Source organism: Salmonella sp. SSDFZ69 (assembly GCF_004010755.1).
Classification (GTDB): Bacteria; Pseudomonadota; Gammaproteobacteria; order Enterobacterales; family Enterobacteriaceae; genus Salmonella; species Salmonella enterica.
Genome location: NZ_CP034831.1, coordinates 3,982,891 through 3,999,043, shown reverse-complemented (window position 1 = coordinate 3,999,043; position 16,153 = coordinate 3,982,891). Strand labels below are relative to the sequence as shown.

Below are 16,153 nucleotides of genomic sequence, written 5' to 3'. Positions count from 1 at the left end.
CAAGCTGCGGGAAAAAGTAGATCAAAAAATTTATAACGTGCTGCCGTGATAAATCTGATAACCCAAATCAATCGTATTATGGTTGAGATCGTTATTTTTAATTTTGTTGAGCAACATCTGCGCGGCTCTGCGCCCGATCTCAAAACGAGGGGTAATTACGCTGGCGAGGCTCGGTATCATTTGCCTGCCCATCTCCAGACCGTGGAAGCCGGCGATGGAGATCTGCTCCGGTACGGCCAGTTGACGCTCGCGGCACCACAGTAGAGCGCCCATTGCGATATCGTCGTTAGTACAAAAGACGCCATCCACGTCCGGGTGCGCAGCAAGCGCATCACGCATTAGCTGTATCCCCAGATGGATAGAGGAGATAGCGCGGGGATTGATGCGCAACGGCGCCAGCCCCCGGCGCGTCATCGCATCGCAGTAGCCGTGATAACGCTGCTCATCACGGATATCGTCTTTTGAACCCAGATAGAGGATTTTCCGCCGCTGGCGTTTATCCAGCATGGTGCTGACCATATCAAAGGCGGCCTGACGGTTATCAAACCCCACCTCCATATCTAAGCGATCGCCCTGGATATCCATGAGTTCTACAATCGGAAGGGTAGCTGAGCGCAGGAATTTGACGGTTCTGAGGGTATGATATTTTTCTGAAAGAATAATGCCGTCAATATTGTAAGACAGTAAATTGATAACGGACTCTTCTTCCGAATCGCGATTGTAATTGTAATTCGCAATGAGAGTTTGGTAGTTATGACCCGACGTTACGGATTCAATCCCGGCAAGAATGTCGGCAAACAACTGGTTCTGAAAAGAGGGGATCAGCACGCCCAGAGTGTAACTTTGCGCGTTTAACAGCATAGCTGGCGCGCGATTTGGTATGTAGTTAATTTCCTCCATGATCTGCGCAATACGCTCGCCGGTTTCCCTGGCGACTTTTTTCGGCGAGCGGATGTAACGGCTCACCGTCATTTTTGTCACGCCAGCAAGCGTAGCGATATCCTGCAAAGAAATTCTGTGATTCCTCATGTTTTCTCCAGTACCGGGGGCGGGAACGTCGCCCCCATGGTTAATTGGGCTGCGGATGATGAATTAATGCAGAACCGCATTCAGCGCCAGTACGCCCAGCAATCCCATGACAGAAATCAATGTTTCCATAACGGTCCAGGTGCGTAGGGTTTCCCCGACGCTAAGATTAAAATACCCTTTAAATAGCCAAAAACCGGGATCGTTAACATGTGATGCAATAACGCTTCCTGCGCCTGTCGCCAGTACCATTAACGCCGGATCGGCGTGGGTTACGTTAATAATCGGCAATACGACGCCCGCTGTGGTTATCGCGGCCACGGTAGCGGAACCTAACGCAATACGCAGCACGGCGGCTACCGTCCAGCACATTAATAACGGAGATAGCGATGTGCCGGTCATTAATTGCGAGATATATTGACCCACGCCGCTATCCACCAGCACTTGCTTAAACGCGCCGCCGCCCGCGATGATAAAAACAATCATCGCAATAGCGCCAATGGACTCGCCGACGATATCCATCACCTGCTCAACCGTACGTCCGTTGCGTCGGCCCAGCGTAAAAATGGCGATGATAATGGCAATAAACAACGCCACTGCTGGATTACCAATAAATTCGAAGAAAACCCGCACGGCATTCGTTTTTGGCAGCGTGATTTCACATACCGCTGCGATGGCCATCAGAATGACCGGGATCACGGCGGCAAAAATACTGTTCCAGAATGACGGCATCTCCTCTTCACTGAATAGGTGAGGATTAAATAATCCTTCAGGCGGCGCTTTCTCAAAGCGCGCCAGCAATTTTGAAAACAGCGGGCCAGCAACAATCACGGTCGGTATGGTAATGATTAACCCATACAGCAGGGTCGTACCGAGATTTGCCTCAAAAATTGTCGCAATAGCGGTAGGGCCGGGATGCGGCGGCAGGAAGCAGTGCGTAACGGATAAGGCGGCGACCATTGGAACCCCGACATACAGCAAGGGCAGTCCCGATGAGGCCACAATCGTAAAAACGAGCGGCAACAGCAGTACGAATCCGACTTCAAAAAACATTGCCAGGCCGACGATAAGCCCGGTGATCACCAGCGCCCATTGCACGCGTTTTTTGCCGAACGTATTAATGAGCGTCGTCGCAATGCGCTGCGCTGCGCCGGTGTCGGAAATTAATCTTCCCAGCATCGCGCCAAAACCGAGGATCATGGCGAGTCCGCCCAGAGTACCGCCAATTCCGTTTTGTATGGAGTGCAGGACGTCTTGCGCGCCCATCCCTTCGGCAAATCCCACCACGGCGGCAACCAGAACAAGGGCGATAAAGCCGTTAACTTTAAAGCCAATCATTAAGACCAACAGCAGCGCAACGCCTGCCGCAATAATTATTAATGGCATATTCGTCTCTCTTATTAGCGCCAAAATAGCAGCGCTTACGCGCTGCGTCGTATTTCCCTGGTCAGACGGCAACCAGCATACCGCCATCGACAAACAGCAGATGTCCGTTAACAAAGTCGGAGGCTTTTGACGAGAGAAACACCGCTGCGCCAATAAGCTCCTGGGGATCGCCCCAGCGTGCGGCAGGCGTACGTTTGCATAGCCAGGAGGTGAAGGCTTCATCTTCAACCAGCGCTTTGGTCATCTCCGTTTTGAAGTATCCCGGCGCAATACCGTTGACCTGGATATTATGACGCGCCAGCTCCACGCACATGCCGCGAGTCAGCATCTTCACGGCACCCTTCGACGCGGCGTATGGCGTAATCGTGTCGCGGCCCAGCTCGCTTTGCATCGAACAGATGTTGATCACTTTTCCTGCCTGCCGCGCCACCATACGGCGCGTAACGGCCTGAGAGACGAGAAAAACCGCGGTCTGATTTACGGCGATGACGTCATTCCACTCCTGCTCGGGAAACTCAGTAAACGGATGACGGCGCTGGATACCGGCGTTATTTATCAGGACGTCAATGACGCCGATATCTTTTTCGATATGTTCAACCGCAGCTTCAATATCCTGTTTATGAGTGACATTAAAAGGAGCGGCAATAGCCTTTATCCCTTCCTGCTGAAGTTTCGTCACGGCTGTTTCGGCGCGCTCCGGGGTAATATCGTTAACAATAATGCGCGCGCCATAGCGACCAAGACCGGTCGCCAGCAAATAACCAATTCCCTGAGCAGCTCCGGTGATAAGGATATTTTTACCTGCCAGTGAAAAAAGATCGTTCATGATAGTGTCCCTTATTTTACTTTCTCAGAAAACGAGCTGAACTTTTGCCGCCTGTGTTTTGTCTCCGGCAAAGATCAGCGCCGCTTCCAGGTCGGTAAATGGATATTCCGCGCTCAGTAACGGCAGCGGATTGATAACGCGGTTGGCAAGCCAGGAAACCGCAGTATTAAATTCGGTAGTAAAGCGGAAAGAGCCTTTCAGGGAGATCTCTTTGCTTATTACCATCATCATCGGGAAGTTGGGGACTGCGCCGCCCATGCCAACCTGCACCATCACGCCTTTGGCCCGTGTGACTTCCAGACACGTTGAGATAGAGGAAGGATGCCCAGAGACTTCAAAACTGATATCGAAATACCCTTTTTCTGCTTTCCAGTCATCGAGAGAATCATGCTGTGGGTTCACCAGCGTATCCGCGCCCATCTGCCGGGCCAGCGAGAGAGAACGGGCGCTGATATCGGCACATACCACTTCCGCCGCGCCCAGCGTTTTTACCGCGCTAACAATCAGGCAGCCGATAGGGCCAACGCCGGAGATAAAGACGCGTTTGCCCTGCAGATCGCCCGCCTCATGAGCCGCATGAATGGCAACCGCCAGCGGTTCGGCAAAGGCCATGGCTTTTTCGTCCGCCTGTTCCGGCCAGGGAATGCACTGAGCGGTATCGACAGCTTTAAATCGGGTAAAACCGCCATCGACATGCGGAAAATACATGGCGCTGCCAAAGAAGCGCATTTCAATACAGTGGTTTTCTTCATGCTGCAGACAGTATTTGCAATGACCGCAAGGCTTCGATGGATTAATCGCTACCGGTTGTCCTTCTCGTAATAAATCTGAGTCGCTACGAACGATTTTGCCAATCACTTCATGCCCTAAAATCATTGGCGCTTTTACTGTAAAATTGCCGACTTTGCCTTCCTGATAATAATGTAAGTCAGACCCACAAATGCCGCCACGGGTAATTTGTACGAGTGTTCCTTTATTATTCCATTCAATATTTTGTTCCGTAACGGCAACAGCACGCTTACCCGCAACAACGCAGGATTGAGTTTTTACTTCCATAAATTCCTCACTGGTCAGGTAGTTACCCTGAACGCATTTAAGCGGTTTTATTTGTCACTATTTGTGACTTATGTCACGCTGGAAAATTGTTACACTACAATGTTACGCATAACGTGATGTGCCTTAGAGTTCTTCTCTATGGAAATTAAAAAACGTGAAATTGTCGAACGTAGAGGCGTAATATTGTGGAGTGGAATATGACTCAGAGGTATTTAAATGGCCGGGGAAAGCTATATTTTAATGGGTGTTTCAGGTAGTGGTAAATCTTTAATAGGCAGCAAAATTGCAACATTATTTTCTGCGAAGTTTATTGACGGCGATGATCTCCATCCGGCGAAAAACATTGATAAAATGTCTCAGGGAATACCGTTAACTGATGAAGACCGTTTACCCTGGCTGGAACGATTAAATGACGCTTCATACAGTCTTTATAAAAAAAATGAGACGGGATTTATTGTCTGCTCGTCATTAAAAAAACAGTACCGCGATATTTTACGTAAGAGCAGCCCTAACGTACATTTCCTGTGGCTGGACGGCGATTACGCCACCATTCTGCAGCGAATGCAGCGTCGTGCCGGGCATTTTATGCCGCCAGACCTGCTGCAAAGTCAGTTTGACGCGCTGGAGCGACCCTGTGCCGATGAACATGATATTGCGCGTATCGATGTTAATCATGACATCGAGCACGTGACGGAGCAGTGCCGACTGGCTGTACAGGCTTTTCGTCAGGCACTCAGCGCTTCCTGATCATTGTCAAAGCGCTGAGTCAGGCGGTCAGAAGTCAGCTTTTAGCACTACACGATAGCGGGCTTTGCCGTCGCGAACGTGCTGGATAGCCTCGTTGATTTGTGACATTGCGAACAGTTCCGTGGTGGGCGCGACTTTGCTGCGTCCGGCGAATTTCATCAGTTTGCGAAGTTCATATGGCGTTCCGGTTGCCGAGCCTGAGATACTGCGATCGCCGGCAATTAATGTAAACGCCGGTACGGGCAGCGGCTTCAATACGGCCCCAACGGTATGGAAGTTGCCGCCATACGTCAGCGCTTCGAAGTAGGGCTGCCAGTCGAGATCGACGTTGACCGTGTTAATAATGAGATCGAACTGGCCCGCCAGTGCTTTTAACGCTTCCGGATCGCGGCTGTTCACCACGTTATTGGCCCCCATCGCCAGCACTTCCTGCTCTTTCGATGGATTTGAGCTGAACGCGGTGACTTCGCAGCCCATTGCGTGTAACAGCTTTATGGCGATATGCCCCAGCCCGCCGATACCGATGACGCCAACGCGGCTGGTAGCAGTAATATGGTGCATCAATAGCGGTTTAAAGACCGTAATGCCGCCACATAACAGCGGGCCTGCGGACGCCATATCTATATTCTCCGGAAGAGGAATTACCCACTGCCAGCCTGCGCGAAGCTTCTCGGCAAAACCGCCACGATTGAGGATAGTGGGCACTGCGCCTTCCTGGCAGTTAATTTGATTGCCGCTGATACAGGCATCGCAGTGTCCGCAGCTGCGCGCCGTCCAGCCGATTCCAACGCGCTGGCCGACTTTTAGCCCCTTATCCTGTGCCGCGCTGCCGAGTGCGGCCACCCGACCGATGACCTCATGTCCGGCAACCAGAGGGTATTGAGAGAACCCCCATTCATTGTCGATCATCGACAGATCGGAATGGCAGATCCCGCAGTAGTCGACCCGTACCTCGACATCTTCCGGTTGGAGTTCTCCCGCATCATATTCATAGAGTTCGAGCTCGCCGCCCGCCTCTTTGGCGGCATAGCTTTTTATTATCGTCATTGTGTTTCCCTTAATGTGGTGTTGAACTGAAAAGTGTAGAGCATGGAGGCAAGGGACGCCCGACGTTAATCTGCTGGAGAAGGCCGGAAGTAGCCTGATTATTCTATTTAATACTCAACGCTGCTGAAATTTTCAGCACTTAGCGATACAGGTGTATGCTCGTGCTTGCATGGCGGCGTATGACAGGTATAATCCACAACGTTTTCCGCATACCTCTTCAGTGCCGAAGTGGCGAAATCGGTAGACGCAGTTGATTCAAAATCAACCGTAGAAATACGTGCCGGTTCGAGTCCGGCCTTCGGCACCATCGGAACATCAATAGACGTCAACGGACGTCTTTTTTTGTGCCTGAAATCCAGTATTTACCTACCTTTCCCGCTATAGTAACTCTCTCAAGGTCAACCGACATCAATGTACATCTACCAACACATGTTGGTACAGATGATGGTATTTCCGGTTCGATAATGCTTGTACCAACAGGGAGGGGATAAACATGGCGTTAACAGATATCAAGGTCAGAACAGCCAAGCCAACGATAAGCAATACAAACTGACCGATGGCAGCGGTATGCACCTTCTTGTCCATCCAAATGGTTCTAAGTACTGGCGTTTGCAGTACCGTTATGACGGCAAGCAAAAGATGTTGGCACTTGGGGTTTACCCTGAAATCACACTGGCGGATGCCAGAGCACGTCGTGACGAAGCGCGTAAGCTACTAGCGAATGGCGTCGATCCGGGAGACAAAAAGAAAAATGATAAGGTTGAACAGAGTAAAGCACGGACCTTCAAAGAGGTGGCGATCGAGTGGCATGGCACCAACCAAAAGTGGTCTGAAGATCACGCCCATCGTGTGCTAAAAAGCCTGGAAGATAATCTCTTTGCAGCGCTTGGTGAACGTAATATCGCTGAGTTAAAAACTCGCGATTTATTAGCGCCCATTAAAGCCGTAGAGATGTCTGGACGTCTTGAGGTTGCTGCCCGTCATCAACAACGTACTACGGCCATCATGCGTTATGCAGTGCAAAGCGGGCTAATTGATTACAATCCGGCTCAGGAGATGGCAGGAGCGGTTGCTTCTGGCAATCGACAGCACCGTCCGGCGCTGGCGTTAAAACGCATCCCTGAATTGCTCCAGAAAATAGACAGCTATACCGGCAGGCCGCTAACCCGCTGGGCAACGGAACTCACTCTGCTTATCTTTATTCGATCCAGTGAGCTGCGTTTTGCTCGCTGGTCAGAGATTGATTTTGACACGTCGATGTGGACGATTCCACCAGAGAGAGAACCTATCCCTGACGTTAAGCATTCTCACCGGGGATCAAAGATGCATACACCGCATTTGGTGCCGCTTTCTAAGCAAGCACTGGCGATCCTGAAGCAGATAAAACAATTCTGTGGCAAGCATGAACTGATTTTTATTGGCGATCACGATCCGCGTAAGCCGATGAGTGAAAACACGGTGAACAGTGCGCTACGGGTGATGGGGTATGACACCAAGGTTGAGGTTTGTGGTCACGGCTTCCGCACGATGGCCTGTAGCTCATTGATTGAGTCAAGGTTATGTCAAAGGATGCGGTAGAACGACAGATGAGCCATATGGAACGTAACTCAGTGCGGGCAGCGTATATCCATAAGGCGGAGTTTATCGACGAACGCAAACTGATGCTGCAATGGTGGGCGGATTTCCTGGATGCGAACCTCTTTTATATGTCTCGGAAAGAAAGGTCGGTATTCCGAAAAAAGAAAGAGGCTTAAATACAATGAAATTCATATTTATTGAAAATTCGTAAATTGCCATGTAGTGGCAGGCTCGATTTTTGATTTCATGAAAGTTACGTAAATGTAATGGCATGTGTGTTTTGAAGGCAGAGCATCACACAGATTACATACATAGACAAGAAGAAATGGCTTTTAATGTGAATATGAACATAACTATGCCATAAGATGGCGAAAGGCCTATAGAGATCAAAGGGTAGCTTGTATAAAATAGGCGAATTCTTACTTTAGAGAACATGAAGTTATGAGCGCAATCACATTACGTAAAGCGTTGGGTGTACTTGCGAAGTCATCTTCGTTTTCCGTCACCACCGTGACACACCGTCAGAAGGATGAGTTCGATCAGTTAAAGGAACAACTCTTTGTTAAACAAGAGATTGAAACTGAATTACAACGCTATCTGGATGTTGCTAAACCCGGTGAAATCATTTTTTTGTGCGGTAGTAGCGGGGATGGAAAGTCCGAAATTTTAACCCGCTGTCAGTCCGATCCGCGTTATCAGCGGCGATTTAGTTTCCACCTGGATGCTACGCATAGCTTTGCCCCTCGACAATCAGCTATTGATGCTTTGAATGATTTATTTACTAATCATCACCAACAATCATCTCCGTTGCTCATTGGTATCAACACAGGGATGCTAGCCAATTTTGCCAGAGAAGGTGCTGAATGCCACCAGGCGATCCGGTCTGCAATTGACTCATTTTTATCAGCGCAGCAGGATGCAAGCCGTCCTTATCGTAAGGATAATTGTTCTTTTTTTGATTTTGAACACTACCCTAAATTCCAGTTTAACGAAAATAAAAACTATTCATCATTTATTAAAGCCTTATTAGATAACTTAACTCGTGATGATGATAATAATTTATTTCAGTTTATCTTTCGGCGCGATGAGTCAGTTAACCCGGACCTAAAAGAGGTCGCAAACTTTAAATTGCTTTGTATACCTGGTGTGCAGAATGTATTAATTACGCAGCTTTTTAAAGCGCGATTAATTAAAGACCAGTTTGTAACAACCCGAACGCTGCTGGATTTTTTGCATCATCTGCTGATGGGGCCTGGCTACTTGTTTGATAACCTCTTCACCGGTGCAGAAAATGATCTGATTAAAAAAGTTTCCGATTTTGATCCCGCCAGATTGCACACTTATGAACTTGATCAGTTTGTTTTGCGCTATGAATTGGGATTGGTTGATGCTGAGCTCGATGATTTTTTAGCCGCACTTGAGCCGTTACACATTAAATTTGATCGGCAGTGCGTTAAGCCTGGTGACGCAACCTCGTTGATCCGGCTTTTCTGGCTGTTGCAGCACGAGTCGTTGGGGAATGATTATCACCGGAAATTTTCCGCGTTTTTTAACGAATCTCTGTTTGAACGTTACTCAGAAATCTGGCACTTGCATAGAAATTACACAGCAGATTCGGAGCAAAAAAGATCACTAAATCGCTTCTATGCTTTTGAGCTTATCGCGGGTATCCAGCGCTATGCTAACCGCAAAGCACCTGAATTAAGTATGCAAAAAGAAGAGTTCTTTTTGGGTGAGTTTGGTGGAGTAAAAATAACCGCACCGGTAGAGGTGAAGCCTGATTGGGATGCTATCCGTAATAAACATACGGCTCATCCAACTGGCTTCGATGTCTATTTAAAGGTGGGGCAAAATCCACTACCGCATATCCATATCGGGCTTAATTTGTTCGAATTATTGGACAAGTTGAATAATGGCTATCGTCCGAATAAATACGATAAAAATGCCATCGTGTTACTGGATGAAATTGTTGAGTTGATCGCGGAGCAGGCTAAATCCAGCAGCGAAATCAAATTTTATGATGGCAGACAACGGGTTTATCGTGCAAAGGCGGATGACGATATGATCACTATTAGCGGTATGGAGGGTTAGCAGAATGTATCCTATCGCAACCGAGTTAAAAGTGGGTAACAATCAACTGGATAGTTACCTGCCTGTACGCAATAAAAACAACGATATTAGCTGGCAATTCGTCACCGGACTGGCCCTTAGCTACGCGCTGAAACGTAAAATTGAAGCCTACGATCCTGACCAATTCCGTGAAGATTGTAAAACACATATGCAGGAGCTGCTGGATGAGCCTGCATTCTGGTCGGTGCTGGAACGGATGTATTTTTCCAGTCAGGATATTTTCCGTGTATCCCCTCTTTTTTTACTGTTTCACGCTCAGTTTGTGGGCGAAAAAATAAGTGCGGGATCTACGGCAGATAAACGTCTTGGTACGCTGTTTGCCAATTTGATGGGCGATTTCAGCCTTCGTTACCCCATACAGGACAGACTGAACTTCATTGAGCAGCAAATGCTGAATAAGCTCAATGAAAAAATAAAATTGCTGGGGAAAGGACCTTTTGCCGAAGAGCAACCCTATCTTCCATATATGGTCACGTGTTTTCAGTCCGATCTGGCGTTTTTGGCGGAGCACCCACAATACCTTTTACAAGAATTGACCAACACTCTACGTTTGTACGCCTTTAGCTGGTGCGCTCAACTGGCGCTCAATCTGGACAACTGGCAGGACGGCGAACCACAAAGCAAATCACTGTTTTTTATTCTTGATAGCGAAAAAGCCAGCTCCGAACGGGAAAAGGTGAAACGTTATGGCTATAAGCTGTTCGCCAGCCAGAGCGAAAAACTGTTCCCGGTGCTCTCTGCACTTGAGGTTTTGCAGTGGGGAAAAGGGCAGAAAAAGCGTCCGTTATGGCAGATTTATCAAGACACTCTGAATGATTCAGACTCATCTGCCCGAGTACTAAATGACCTTAACGTTTATTTGCAGGATTTTATTGTGGATCGAGGTCTCCCGCTTCGTGAACGCGCAACAAACCTGGAAAATGCCTTCAAACAACTATTATCCGTTGCCGTAGAGCAGTTCCAGGGTAAAAAAACTGACCGCGCGACGGTAAATCGTAAATACGTTAATGAGCTGGAAAACCAGATTTGCACTGACTTCATTCAGGTGCGTGGTCGGGCAGGGAAAGTGCTGGTGCTGAATCAGGATCGTCTTCTGTTACTGACCAATCTCACTGTGGGCAAAAATGACAAACTCCGCCTGCACGAACTGTTGCGTGGTTTTGAACAGCGCGGTTTTTATCTGGATAATCAGTCGGCGCAAACGCTGGTGGCGTTTTATGAACGCATGGGAAATGTAGAGCGAATGAGTGATAGTGGAGACGCCGTGTATGTCCGTAAAACAGTATGAAACCTATCTGGCAGAAACCTTTATTGAATGGGTAGGTGGCATCATTCAGCCCGGCGAGCGCTACCAGTTCAAATCTCCCGATCCCGATAATGCCCTAAAACTCTGGGAAGCATTCGTCTCTCTGGCGGACGGTAATCGGTTGGAAATTGCGCCAGGTCAATATATTGATTGCCTCCCCTGCAATGGTGTTCAGCTTATTCCTGTACTGCACGGAGCCGAGGCTCCAGCATTCACAGAAAACTACATTTCTCATTTGCGCGATGAAGTTGCAGGGCGCAGCGGCGTTTTTGCCCAAACAGCGCTGCTGATTATTCACAACAGTATGCTCGATACCCTGATTAACAGCACGAAAGACGTGGCGGCACCGGATGCTATCTGGTACCCACAAACTTTCAGTCATCAACTGGAAAAGCTTATTACCACTGATAGTAACCGTTCGGAATTGTCCCGTTGTTTGCTGGAGGATCAATTGTCGACGGTACTGGATGAAGGCGCGACCGTATTTGGTTTCTCGTCGCTGTATCGCTTGCTGGATGATGGCAATCTGGATTTCTCCGAGCTTCATCTGTTTAAAGATGATGAACTACTGAACTATAGCCAGAAACAGCTACGCACCCGGCTGAATGAAAACCGGAAATTATATCGCCAGATAGAAGATAGTGTTGAACGCTACAGTGGACAACTGGAGAATGTGCTGCCTGAGTTTAGTTCAAAATTCATTCAGGAGCATTTTTACGATAAAGATGACTGGCGTGAGCTCGATTTTTCCGACTATAGGAAAGAGAAAGAGCAGAACAGTGAACAAAAACTGGTGCTGGAGAACGTCTCCGTCGAAAACGGCGAGGTTTGGCAACGGGCGAAAAGCGCTAGTAAGGCAGGCAGACGTGACATCAGCCTGCTGGTACAGGTGCAGCCAGGACAATCAAAGGCTGAGCTGGAGTTCAGTTTTCAGGGTAATGATCTTCAGGATAATCAGATAAAGATTGCTCATAATCGCCAGTTAAAGAACGCACCTTTCTGGCGTACCAGCCGGGCGGGCGGCAAGACTTCCCGCATTATGGCGTCGGTGCCTTTTGACGGGCATCCCTGCTTCTTTAGTCTTGAGCTGACCAACCGCAATAATTCAGCCGAAGAGTATAAATTTCGTCTGTTGTTGGTTGAGCAGGGGCAGTTCTGGCTAAACGATATACAGCACTGCTACCGCATTGAGCCCGGTAAAGATCAAATAACCCTGCAACTGGAAGATAACACACTACGTATTGCCGAGTCTGGCAACCTGACCTGTACGTTGGATGATGAGAGCGAAGACATTGACTGCCAGCATTATGCTCAGGTGAATTTTGAGACGCTGGCAAATCAAAGTGATCTGGTTCAGTTTGCGCTCGTTTCCGGTGATTCCCGTCTGTCGTTTAACATCGAGGGACCGGGAGCAGAAGAAGGGCTAACGCTACCGTTGCTTTTTGACCAAAGTCGTTTCAATAAGTTGTTCAAAGAAGAGGGCAATGCAACCTGGAACCGACTAAAAGGGCGCATCATACTCGATAATACTGAACACAAGGTTGTCGGTGTACGCCAGCAGTTGTTGATACTGGAAGCCTCATTAATTGAGCAACGTCTGCTGGGTACGGGAAGTGACGATAGCGTGTTTGCGCTGGATGAACTTCTTACCAGTTACCCCGATCTCCATAACGCTTATGAGCAGCTATTTGCCTACTATCATCGTCGTAACACCCTGCCGAGTCTGGTGTCGTGGTCAGCGGAATATCGCACACTGGTCAGCTACATTGTTACTACGTTTGAACAGGCACTCCAGCAAATCGGCCTGAGCAGGGCGCTGACAGCGCAGGAGAAACGTCTTCTGCATTTGGGGATCTGCCGCAATGATAGCCATGAGCGTCTCTCACCACTGCACCCATTAGTGCTGGCCTACCATCTACAACTGGCAGAAACTATCGTTGCGGAGTCGGAACAGAACGATTCGGCTTCATTTGCCACGCTACCGCCGATCACTCTTGATCGCTTGATGGTTTCCGGGTTAATGCCGTTTGTTTACCACAGTGAGCATGAATACGCGCAACTACAGCCGGTGGAAGAAAACCGCTTTTGGATTGACGCGGTTCCCCAGCGGAAGGTCAGCCATGACTACGTTAAACGTCTGGTAAAAGACAAACTCAATGAGTTCACGGACGCTTACGCTCGATTGTTCCAGAGCGCTGAAAACAGTGCGTTGATTATCAATGCCATTAATCAAGGGAACGCCAAAGAACTGTTTCTGGGACTAGTAGAATATTTTAAGCAAGAAAAAGAGCATGCTATTTCGGTGCATGTGAACTGCTACGATGAACGTTTGCTACCCAATATGTTCGATCACTTTGCCGAAAGTGGTAGCTATGAGCAGCTTAAAAACGATCTCGATCTGAACAGTGGCGTATGGCGGGCGGAAGCCGATATGCTGATTGACCTGCTGCGTAGCCGGTTAACGTTCAGCAAGTTTGTACTGCCGTCAGAAAGCGACAAGCTGGCCTATGCGCATCTGGCATTTTTCACCAATACAGCACCTGTGGATTGTCGCCAGATCCGCATTGAAGATGCGTCCAGCGGGGTATTGTGTCATGGGTTGATCGCTGGGGAAGGTGCCGAAACGCAGGGGGATGCTTACTTTACCGCGTTTGGACTGCGAGATGTGGATACTGAGTCCTACTGCGCCCTGCGTCTTGCCCGACTAATCGGCTGCCTGTGGCAACCCGCACGTCAAAGCAACAGCCAGTATCATGGACAAGGGATCGGCCTGGCTGTGAGCGGCAATTTTAAACAGCTACTCAATTACTCCTACAATAGCGCGCTCTGGACCACCATCATTGATCCTAAAGTCACCCTTGACTTTTTCACCAGTCAGAAAGATGTGGTGCTTATCCACTATTCTGACCAGTACACCAGTTGCGCAGGTTACGATGCCGTCACCGTCACGAAGCAGGTTGATTTGTTCCTGCGGTTGCTCCAGACCGGAAACCAGTCAGGGCAACCTGCTGTTGACAGTCAGAATTTGCTGGCAGAATTTAACGCTTTTAACGGCGAATGGCTGCTGAAAATGCTGCGCTCCAGTGAAAGGGAGCGGAAAGAGAAACACGGCATTATAGGCGCGTACAAATTTGTGCAATCTATGTTGCACCAGTCCGATATTTGCTGGATTCCGTTATCGGTGGCCGAAATGATCCGCGTATCCGGCAATGTCGGGCTGAAAATGAAAGAGAGCGATTTATCGAGAAATTTACAGGGCTATCGTAAAGGTGCGATCTCTGATGATGTGCTCTTTGTGGGATTCAAAGAAAACCGCCTCTATTTGTTGCCGCTGGAAGTTAAAACCGGAGCGCGGCCTGACTACAGCTATGCAGGCCAACAGGCTCGTGAGCTCAAACGTTATTTACAGCAGGATATTCTGGAACCACAAACGCTGGCATCACAATTGTACCGGGCGCTCTTTATTCGTCAGGTGCTGATGCAGGTGGAGAAACTGCGCCTGTATGGTGTGCTGGACAGCAATAAACTGGCTCCCTTGCTGGATCGACGCGAATGGTGGTTAACGGGCGACTATCAGTTAGGTGAATTGGCCGACTATGTGAACGGCTTCGTCGTGGCGCATGTGGACAGCGCAACCTGCTTCGATCTCTCTTATAAAGAGACAGCGGGGAATATCTTACAGATTGAAATCCCTTATTCACTGCTGCCTTCGCTAATTGCTGCGCAGGGGAATGAACCACCGCTGGCGGAACGTTATCGGGTGCCGGAAAAATACCGGCTTAAGCCAGAGTGTGATGCCACTCCGTCACAACCCGAAGTTGTGGTAGAAGTCACAACGCCGGCTACTGCACGGTCCATTTCGGAACCGGAGTCGTTACAGCCTGCTGTACCGGTGGCGACTTCTGATAAAAGCGATACTCCATTACAGATCCTGTTTGGTCATGATGCTGCGCGTCAGAGCCCATTGTATTGGGAGCCAACCAACACTGCGAAATTCATGAATACCAATACCGGCATTATTGGAACGATGGGCACCGGGAAAACCCAGTTTACTAAATCGCTGGTCACACAGTTGATGCGTAATCAGTCCTGTAACGTTGATGGTAAACCTATTGGTTTGCTGATCTTCGACTATAAATCAGACTATGTGGATGAGGCTTTTCTTGGTGCAACGGGTGCCAAAAAGTACAAGTTATTTAAACTGCCTTACAACCCCTTATCTCTGTTTGGCGATACGCCAATGCTACCAATCCATACCGCTGGTGGACTATCGGAAACGATGGCGAAAGCTTATGGGCTGGGGCATAAGCAGCAGCTCAAATTAGAAAATCTAATTTTAGAATGCTACGAAGCGGCAGGTATTTCGCCGGAAGATCCGACAACATGGTCAAGGACTGCGCCGACGATTGAAGATGTATGGCAGCGCTTCCTCGATCAGGAGAAGGTTGAAGAGGATTCGCTTTACGCAGCACTTTCTAAACTGGCGCGTTACAAGATATTCGAGACTATCCCGGAGAAGATGACCAGCTTGTACGAATTGATTGACGGCGTCACCGTGATCGAACTGGCTGGCTACCCGCCAGAAGTGCAAAACCTGGTGGTCGCACTAACACTGGATCTTTTTTATGCGCAGATGCAAAAGCGCGGTAAACCAGTAGTGCGAGGGGATTATCGTCAGCTCACTAAAATGATTCTGGTGGACGAAGCCGATAACTTTATGCGTCAGGATTTTTCCAGTCTGCGTAAGATCCTTAAAGAAGGCCGTGAGTATGGCGTTGGTGCGATCCTGTCAACGCAGGAGATCACTCACTTTAAGACCGGGGAAAATAATTATGCCTCCTATATTTTAACGTGGGTAATCCATCGTGTTTCTGAGATTAGGAATGCAGATATCAAGGCTGTGTTTAACGTTGATGATAAAGGTGAACAGGAGTCTTTGATGGGGCAGATTCGGCAGCTTGAGAAGCATTTTAGCCTTTATGTTGATGGTTCAAAAACAGTTTCCAAGTTACGCGATAAGGCTTTTTGGGAACTAGTAAAATAAATTTACT

General features: G+C 48.6%; 9 protein-coding genes, 1 tRNA gene and 1 pseudogene. 6 read left to right on the top strand and 5 right to left on the bottom strand.

All coding sequences use genetic code 11. The features are described from left to right. Positions 1 to 30 precede the first annotated feature (30 nt). The 4 genes from idnR to idnD form a co-directional block, all read right to left on the bottom strand. The gene (gene idnR / locus EOS98_RS19820) at positions 31 to 1,029 is read right to left on the bottom strand and encodes a DNA-binding transcriptional regulator IdnR (protein WP_001244061.1); all 999 of its coding nucleotides are present in this window, start codon (positions 1,027 to 1,029) and stop codon (positions 31 to 33) included. Positions 1,030 to 1,092: 63 nt separating this feature from the next. Beyond that, positions 1,093 to 2,412 carry a gnt-II system L-idonate transporter gene (gene idnT / locus EOS98_RS19815; RefSeq protein WP_001128356.1) on the bottom strand — a complete coding sequence of 440 codons (1,320 nt, stop codon included), beginning with the start codon at positions 2,410 to 2,412 and terminating at the stop codon, positions 1,093 to 1,095. Positions 2,413 to 2,473: 61 nt separating this feature from the next. Continuing rightward, the gene (gene idnO, locus EOS98_RS19810; protein WP_000998688.1) at positions 2,474 to 3,238 is read right to left on the bottom strand and encodes a gluconate 5-dehydrogenase; all 765 of its coding nucleotides are present in this window, start codon (positions 3,236 to 3,238) and stop codon (positions 2,474 to 2,476) included. Between the two features lie 24 nt (positions 3,239 to 3,262). After that, complete coding sequence (gene idnD, locus EOS98_RS19805; RefSeq protein ID WP_000453359.1) at positions 3,263 to 4,294, bottom strand: L-idonate 5-dehydrogenase; 1,032 nt, start codon at positions 4,292 to 4,294, stop codon at positions 3,263 to 3,265. Positions 4,295 to 4,510: 216 nt separating this feature from the next. Here idnD and idnK point away from each other — a divergent pair, with 216 nt between their 5' ends. After that, the gene (gene idnK, locus EOS98_RS19800; RefSeq protein WP_000896756.1) at positions 4,511 to 5,041 is read left to right on the top strand and encodes a gluconokinase; all 531 of its coding nucleotides are present in this window, start codon (positions 4,511 to 4,513) and stop codon (positions 5,039 to 5,041) included. A gap of 27 nt (positions 5,042 to 5,068) precedes the next feature. Here idnK and ahr read toward each other — a convergent pair whose 3' ends face one another. Beyond that, a complete protein-coding gene (ahr, locus tag EOS98_RS19795) occupies positions 5,069 to 6,088 on the bottom strand; it encodes an NADPH-dependent aldehyde reductase Ahr (protein WP_000152563.1) in 1,020 nt (339 codons plus the stop codon). A 222-nt stretch (positions 6,089 to 6,310) separates the two neighbouring features. On the opposite strand from ahr, the gene EOS98_RS19790 reads away from it, so the two are divergent. From EOS98_RS19790 to dptH, 5 genes and pseudogenes are all read left to right on the top strand, one after another. Next, a tRNA-Leu gene (locus tag EOS98_RS19790) sits at positions 6,311 to 6,395 on the top strand. A 186-nt stretch (positions 6,396 to 6,581) separates the two neighbouring features. Further along, positions 6,582 to 7,842, top strand: a pseudogene (locus EOS98_RS19785) (tyrosine-type recombinase/integrase). Positions 7,843 to 8,107: 265 nt separating this feature from the next. Further along, a complete protein-coding gene (dptF, locus tag EOS98_RS19780) occupies positions 8,108 to 9,757 on the top strand; it encodes a DNA phosphorothioation-dependent restriction protein DptF (RefSeq protein ID WP_126524325.1) in 1,650 nt (549 codons plus the stop codon). 4 nt (positions 9,758 to 9,761) lie between these two features. Next, complete coding sequence (dptG, locus tag EOS98_RS19775) at positions 9,762 to 11,084, top strand: DNA phosphorothioation-dependent restriction protein DptG (RefSeq protein WP_000283229.1); 1,323 nt, start codon at positions 9,762 to 9,764, stop codon at positions 11,082 to 11,084. Continuing rightward, the gene (gene dptH, locus EOS98_RS19770) at positions 11,065 to 16,146 is read left to right on the top strand and encodes a DNA phosphorothioation-dependent restriction protein DptH (RefSeq protein ID WP_023234367.1); all 5,082 of its coding nucleotides are present in this window, start codon (positions 11,065 to 11,067) and stop codon (positions 16,144 to 16,146) included. The genes dptG and dptH overlap by 20 nt, the downstream gene beginning before the upstream one ends. Positions 16,147 to 16,153 lie beyond the last annotated feature (7 nt).

Bases quoted from the DNA above. Each gene is read 5' to 3' on its own strand.
- dptH (WP_023234367.1), top strand. From the start codon at position 11,065: ATGTCCGTAAAACAGTATGAAACCTATCTGGCAGAAACCTTTATTGAA.
- idnT (WP_001128356.1), bottom strand. From the start codon at position 2,412: ATGCCATTAATAATTATTGCGGCAGGCGTTGCGCTGCTGTTGGTCTTA.
- dptF (WP_126524325.1), top strand. From the start codon at position 8,108: ATGAGCGCAATCACATTACGTAAAGCGTTGGGTGTACTTGCGAAGTCA.
- idnR (WP_001244061.1), bottom strand. From the start codon at position 1,029: ATGAGGAATCACAGAATTTCTTTGCAGGATATCGCTACGCTTGCTGGC.
- idnO (WP_000998688.1), bottom strand. From the start codon at position 3,238: ATGAACGATCTTTTTTCACTGGCAGGTAAAAATATCCTTATCACCGGA.
- idnK (WP_000896756.1), top strand. From the start codon at position 4,511: ATGGCCGGGGAAAGCTATATTTTAATGGGTGTTTCAGGTAGTGGTAAA.
- idnD (WP_000453359.1), bottom strand. From the start codon at position 4,294: ATGGAAGTAAAAACTCAATCCTGCGTTGTTGCGGGTAAGCGTGCTGTT.
- dptG (WP_000283229.1), top strand. From the start codon at position 9,762: ATGTATCCTATCGCAACCGAGTTAAAAGTGGGTAACAATCAACTGGAT.
- ahr (WP_000152563.1), bottom strand. From the start codon at position 6,088: ATGACGATAATAAAAAGCTATGCCGCCAAAGAGGCGGGCGGCGAGCTC.